This is a genomic window from Alteromonas sp. G4i35, from assembly GCF_054960375.1.
Genome location: NZ_JBHNZD010000022.1, coordinates 57143 through 63737, shown reverse-complemented (window position 1 = coordinate 63737; position 6595 = coordinate 57143). Strand labels below are relative to the sequence as shown.

Below are 6595 nucleotides of genomic sequence, written 5' to 3'. Positions count from 1 at the left end.
TCTTGATACTTGGCGCAAAGTAATGCAAACAATTGACAATACCCCTACAACGCTTCAAAACTGTGAAGATGAAGCTATCCACTTGATTGAAAGCGTACAAAGTTTTGGGTATGTCATAGCCATTAACCCTAGTACCAAAAAAATTCAGGTGGTGAGCGAGAACATCAATGACATGTTCAACGTAGACGTCGTTCCCGGTGAAACACTTATCACTGAACTGATTGACATTCCCTCTCCTGAAGCGCGCACATTCCAGACTATTCACGATGCTGTAAAAGGCGGAAATGTACGCCACGCCTACCAGTGGAAGTTTGCTGAAAATGCGCTCCATCTCAAAGATTGGGAGAAAGAGGGCAGTGGTGTTGCCTTCGATTCAAATGGCCTGTTGGTTATAGAGCTTGAGCCAACCCCTCAACTAAGCTTTGAGGCGGCGCAGCAATGGGTGCCAATGGATGTAGATATTCGCGCATTGTTACCCAATGTCGATGACCGTGACTCCATAGGGGATGTTGCCGATGCTATCGCTCAGGTATTTAAGCAATACATAGGTTTCGACTCGGTCATGGTTTATCAGTTTGACAAAACCTACTGTGGTGAAGTGATTGGTGAAGCCGCAAGTGCAGATTCTCGCTCATTCAAAGGGTTGAAGTTTCCCGCTTCAGATATCCCTAGTCAGGCCCGTGAACTGTATCTAAAAAATCGAGTGCGCTGTGTCTACGATGTAGAAGAGCAAGTTATAGGCCTTAAGCCTTCGGTTAAGGAGGCTGAACGTCCGCCATTGGATTTATCAATGTCAATGGTTCGCTCTGTTTCGCCTATGCACATTGCCTACCTTAAAAATATGGGGATCCGTTCTTCATTTTCAGTTTCGCTTGTTTTTGAGGGTAAGCTGTGGGGATTGTTAGCATGCCACAACAGTGAACCTGCTTACATCGACCAGAAGAAACGTTTAGTTTGCGAATCATTAGGTCACCTTTATGCCTGGCAGCTTCACACGAAAGCACTGCATAAAAAGAAAGAGCAATTTCAAATTCGCCAACGCAAGCTGAACTATATTGTTCATCAGCTTACTTCATTCACGAACCCGCTTGAGGCCATCACGCAGAAAGAAGGAGACTTACTGGATGTTGCTGATTCGTGCGGTATGGCGGTGGTTACCCCTACGGGCAACTATCTGGTTGGTAAGACTCCCACAGAGAAAACCTTGGCAAAATTACTCGAAAAATTTGCCATTAGCGGCTCTGAGCAGTCCATTGCCATAAACCGATTAACAAATGAAATTTTAGATAGCGGCGACCTAAACGGCATTCGAGGCATGTATATTTCCTGCGTGTCTTCAAAACTGGGCTACTACACGGTTTGGTTTAGGGAGCAGAAAGACAAGACCATTCGTTGGGCGGGTCGCGATGCAGCCAGAAAAGATATTGGAAAGTCTCTTACTCCTCGTAATTCGTTTGATATGTATTTGCAAAGTGTCGCTGATGAATCGGTAGAGTGGACCGAAGATGACCAACTAATCATTGAAGGTTTTGATCATCTGTTTATACCTTACGCGCTAAGCTTAAAAGCGTCGCTCGATAAGCAAATTAGTAAATTAGAAGAGCTGGATAAAGCGAAAGATCAGTTTCTTGCCAGCATTTCTCACGAGCTACGTTCACCACTTAACTCCATTGTGGGGTGGACCGATTTAGCGCTTATGGATGTCGGCAATGTGGACAGAATGACTGATGCCCTTGGCGTGATAAAGCGCGCGGCATCAACTCAGGCAGCACTGATCAACGACATTCTCGATTTATCCCGTATTATTTCAGGTACGATGAAGCTCAGTACCCATTCGCTTAATATCGCTGGGTCAATATCTGAAGTTGCTAAATCTTTTGAGGCTGGGTTTGCGAGCAAGAATATTCAGCTATCGATAAATTGCGAAGACGATCACACGCAAATTCTGGGTGACAATCTCCGTATAAAACAGGTTATCAATAACCTGTTGAGCAATGCGCTTAAGTTCACGTCGAAAGGCGGTACTGTGCATGTAAGAGGTAGAAGAGAACATTCGAACTACCTTTTCCGCGTTAAAGACAATGGCAAAGGTATGACGCGCGAGCAGCTATCTCATGTTTTCGAACGTTTTTATCAAGGCAAAAACGAGCACAACAAACATGGGTTGGGCTTAGGCCTGTCTATTGTGAAAAGTTTAGTAGAGATGCACGGTGGTGAAATTTATGCTGAAAGCGACGGACCTAATACAGGAACAACGTTTTACGTAACGCTGCCTATTGCGCCGCTTAATTTGCACGACGACATTATTGAAACTAAGAACTCTGAAATTAGCGACCTGACTGAGTCTTTGCGTTTGAACGGCTTACGGATTTTAGTCGCAGAAGATGAGCAAGACGCCCGTGATTTTATAAAGCTGTTTCTAGAATCTAACGGCGCGCGAGTTAATGTTGTGAAGAACGGCCTGTTAGCATGGAAAGAAATTAACGATATGCCAGAAGCCTTCGATCTTCTGCTATCGGATATTGGTATGCCGGAAATGGACGGGCTGGGTTTAGTTTTAAAAATAAGAGCCAGTGAAATACCAGAAATTGCAAAGCTTAATGCCGTAGCACTGACCGCTTATGCCTATACATCTGATCGCGTTAAAGCACTTAAAGCTGGCTTTAACAACTATGTGTCAAAGCCAGTCGATGGCGAAGAATTGCTGACTATTCTGGAAATGTACTTGCCAGAAACGACACACTAACGCTGCCGACTCCCCGTCTTTTTTGCAACCTTTGATCAGCGGTATTACGAAGATAGAGCGCGAAGATAGAACGTTAACAAGGCTGACGCATACCTTTGAATAGTCCGTTTAGTTTAAGCAACGACAGGTATGCTTTGTAGTGTAGAAGTCGCGTAGTCGACTTCGTGCTTCTCTACCTAATTTAATGCCTTTCAAAGTTAAAGTTCACCGAAGTCAAAATTCATCTACCAGCGGCGGAGTAATAGCTGGTAGGTGGTTTTATCTAACAGCGACTCGCGGGGCGACGAACTTTCTTTTTCGGGAAGGGCAGCACGGGCTTTCTCAAGCGATGCATATCTATCCCCGTCAATATAAAATGCGCTGACTTCAGATGTAGGTTTACCGTCAAGGGAATAGGCGGTGTTTAACAAGTCTGACGTGGTAGTTATGTTGCTGTGCCCGATAAAGTCGGCAACGCCATCGCCATTCACATCTTTGGTGAGCCAAGCTAAATCAAGTGGCTGATTCAATTCCCCCGAATTCTGCATTGTCGACACAGCCTGGTTGAATTGCGCAATAATCCTTTCAGCGTTAGCAACATTTTTGCTGATAGCTATTTGAAATCCGGTTTTTGCTAATGGTTTTGCTGAAAAGTGCAGGGTTTCTTCATTATCGTTAGCCAGCAGTATGTTTAGCTCGCGCGCAAGCAGCTGGGTGGTAATTAAGTAAGGCGCTCTATCGTCGGCAAGTTGGCGAAATGCATCAAACGTAGTGGGGTTGCGTGACCACTTTATATCTTTCAGCAGTCTGAATGAGGGCGTATTCGCAAAGCGATTTTCAATAGCGACCCGGTTGTCTTTTAAATGAGGAAAAAGCTTTATTGCCTCAACGTCCGCCTCTTTGCTTACCGCGTAAAGGTAAATGGGTAAGTAGATATCGGATAGAACATAGTTGCTGCTATCCTCGCCCAAATTAACGTAGGCAAATTCACCGTCTAGCTTACCTGTCAGTACAGAACTGCCCAAAAAAGCTTGTCGCATAACCTGAAGTTGGATATCCAACTCCGCCTTCTGAAACACCTTTTCGAGCAGTGTGTTAACTCGAGCAGGCTCCCCATCGTCGCTTATGTAGGTCTCGAAGGAAGCTGCACCTAATTTGGTAGGGGCGGCATGTAATTGCGAAACATTAAAACAACAAAGGACTAGGCTTATGCCTAATAAAGAAAGACGTTGAGTGAAAATAGAGAGCGAGAACGCGCTGAATCTTACCAAAGGTGAACTCCGAACTGCCGTCATACATTTACTACACTGTAATGCAGTTAGTCGCTTAATTCCAATAAACACGTACTGGCTTAAATTAACAAAATGTAAGCGACATCAATATATTGAGTGTAGTGTCCACCTTTATACTAGCTTTTATTGAGTAAAGTCATTCGTGACGATAAGCCGGTTTCATTACCAGCTTAACGTCACGAACTTGATTGCATGCGTAATTGGATGCGTATAAGCGCGCTCAATATAGGCGCTCAACATAAACGCTTATTCTCCAAAGCTTCCCGCAGGACCTGGATAAACGACAACGCTTTCAACACCGTCCTTGTTCACGCTGGCTACACCAAAGAAGTAGTTGTCGATAACGACGTTCTCAAGCATAGCCTCGGTGACGTTACCCACATATTTACTGTATTCCCATTGCGGAGCATCAGTATGACGCCAGTATACTTTGTACCCTTTAAGTTGAGGGTTCTCTTCAGCGTCTAGTGCATCCCACTTTAAAAACGTGGAGGGTTGAACTGCACCGGCAATTTCTACATTTGCAGGTGGATTCGGTGCCCACGCCATTGCAGCAAGTGAAACAGCATTAAGGCCAGTAAGTTTGGCAGCGTAATCAAAGTCGACGCCATCCAAGGTGTCACCATAGGCAACACCGTCTTCTACGCGAAGGTCTTGATGCTGGCGGGTGTAGTTTTCGTTAGTTTCCATAATACGAATACCCGGATAGCCCAAGTCGTTGAACGGGCGATGATGGCCGCCACGACCAAAACGGTCCAAACGATAAATCACCATCGTGTCTAGGTTCTCAATATACTGATCGGCAATTTTATCGATGTAACGGGCAAGGTTACGGCTTGGTGAGTCAACTTCACCCCCGGTGAAACGTCGCATGCGCGCTTCCTTATCCGTTTCGGTTACGCGTGTACCTTCAGCAAACAAGCGAGCGGTGGTGTTGTTAATCACACCGTTAACCCCTTCGATATTGCCTATCATGTCATTATTGAGCACGGCTTTAATTCGCCAGCCGTCTTCCTTGGCTTGGTTTGCCATAATACGCCCGCCGAAAAGCCCTTGCTCTTCGCCAGATAAAGCAGCATACACGATACTGCCGTTAAACTTGTATTTGGATAGTACTCGCGCAGCTTCAAGGGTACCGGCAACACCAGAGGCGTTGTCGTTTGCCCCTGGTGAGTCAGAGGTGAAGTCCATTACATCAGACACCCGTGAATCGATGTCGCCTGACATGATGACGTAACGGTCTGGATCGGTGGTACCGCGTTGTATCGCGATAACGCTAACCACTTCTACTGGGTCGGGAATACGTTTTTCTCCGCTGATGACTTCCGACTGGTAGTACACTTCTAAGCAGCCACCACACTCGGCTGAAATTTTATCAAATTCAGATTTAATCCAACGTCGCGCAGCACCAATACCACGAGTATCGGACTCGGTTTCAGAAAGGGTATGGCGTGTACCAAAGTTCACCAGCGTAGTAATGTCTTTTTCAATGTTTTTAGCAGAGACATTTTTGGCAATATCGTAAAGTGCTTGCTGCTGCTCGCTTTGTGCGTGAGCGGCGAATGACACTGTGCTACTTACTAATACAGCTGATGCCAGTACTTTCGTTAACTCAGTTCTTATTTTTGCACTTATACTAGCTAGTGCGGGTCGGTTTTTTATCATTGTTATCTCCTGTTTTTATTTTTTCACCATAACGAATACGTGGCAAAGCTACAATTAGAGTAAACGTGTTTAATGGTTGGTCATCGCAAGGCATCGCGATTGAAAAAAGGAGTAAGACGCTGGGAATGAAAAATGACTTTAAAAAAACAAAAAAGCCGGCATTCGCCGGCTTTCAGAATATGGGTTTACGCTAGCGCTTAAATAAACGCAAACGCGTCGCCAAACAGGTTCTCAACTTTTAAGCCGCGTTGTGTAAAATCATCGCGTACAACTTTGGCCATTTCAAAACGACCTGCAACGTAAACCTGAATATTGGCAAAGTCAGCGTGGTCTGCCATTACCGCATGGTGTACCCAGCCCGTTCTGCCTTTCCATTCGTCGCATGCAAACTCTACAACCGGCACAAAAGTGAAGTGATCGTTAGCTTCAGCGAGCTCAGTTAGCTTGTCAGCTAAATACAAATCAGCCGCGTGTTTTCCACCCCAATAAAGGGTAAGTGATGTCTTATCACCGCTGTTAAGATGCTCTTGCAGAATAGAGTAGGTATATGAGAAGCCAGTACCACCAGCAATAAGCACCATAGGCAGGCCATTACTTTGCAAAAAGGCATTGCCATTACCTACGTTTACGGTAATTTCGCCATCCGCACGCATGCGCTCTAGCACTTCACCAGCGTAGCTATTGCCAGGCTCTGCGCCAATGTGTAATTCAATGCGGCTATTATCAAATGCGGCATTGGCAATAGAAAATGGACGCATATCTTTTTCGCCCATTACCACCATGGCGTACTGACCCGCCTTAAACTCAACAGGGCTTGCTGGCGTTAATTCAACTTTTTGAACCACTTCGGTTAAAGGCGTGATGCTTGCAACCTTACACTTAATTTCTGACATGTATTCTCTTCTAACCTTCT

At 45.3% G+C, this 6595-nt stretch carries 4 protein-coding genes; 1 reads left to right on the top strand and 3 read right to left on the bottom strand.

All coding sequences use genetic code 11. The features are described 5' to 3' along the window. Window positions 1-22 precede the first annotated feature (22 nt). Window positions 23-2746: an ATP-binding protein gene (locus tag ACFI6L_RS14890; protein WP_075177826.1), complete on the top strand. Its 2724-nt coding sequence runs from the start codon at window positions 23-25 to the stop codon at window positions 2744-2746. A 224-nt stretch (window positions 2747-2970) separates the two neighbouring features. Here ACFI6L_RS14890 and ACFI6L_RS14885 read toward each other — a convergent pair whose 3' ends face one another. The 3 genes from ACFI6L_RS14885 to fre all read right to left on the bottom strand — a co-directional run bounded on the left by ACFI6L_RS14885 (window position 2971) and on the right by fre (window position 6575). Continuing rightward, window positions 2971-3996, bottom strand: a complete 1026-nt coding sequence (locus ACFI6L_RS14885; protein ID WP_462574318.1) for a substrate-binding periplasmic protein — start codon at window positions 3994-3996, stop codon at window positions 2971-2973. A gap of 267 nt (window positions 3997-4263) precedes the next feature. Further along, a complete protein-coding gene (locus tag ACFI6L_RS14880; RefSeq protein WP_462574317.1) occupies window positions 4264-5682 on the bottom strand; it encodes a M28 family metallopeptidase in 1419 nt (472 codons plus the stop codon). 197 nt (window positions 5683-5879) lie between these two features. Continuing rightward, window positions 5880-6575: an NAD(P)H-flavin reductase gene (gene fre, locus ACFI6L_RS14875; RefSeq protein WP_462574315.1), complete on the bottom strand. Its 696-nt coding sequence runs from the start codon at window positions 6573-6575 to the stop codon at window positions 5880-5882. Window positions 6576-6595: the final 20 nt, after the last annotated feature.

Bases quoted from the DNA above. Each gene is read 5' to 3' on its own strand.
- ACFI6L_RS14890 (WP_075177826.1), top strand. From the start codon at position 23: ATGCAAACAATTGACAATACCCCTACAACGCTTCAAAACTGTGAAGAT.
- ACFI6L_RS14880 (WP_462574317.1), bottom strand. From the start codon at position 5,682: ATGATAAAAAACCGACCCGCACTAGCTAGTATAAGTGCAAAAATAAGA.
- fre (WP_462574315.1), bottom strand. From the start codon at position 6,575: ATGTCAGAAATTAAGTGTAAGGTTGCAAGCATCACGCCTTTAACCGAA.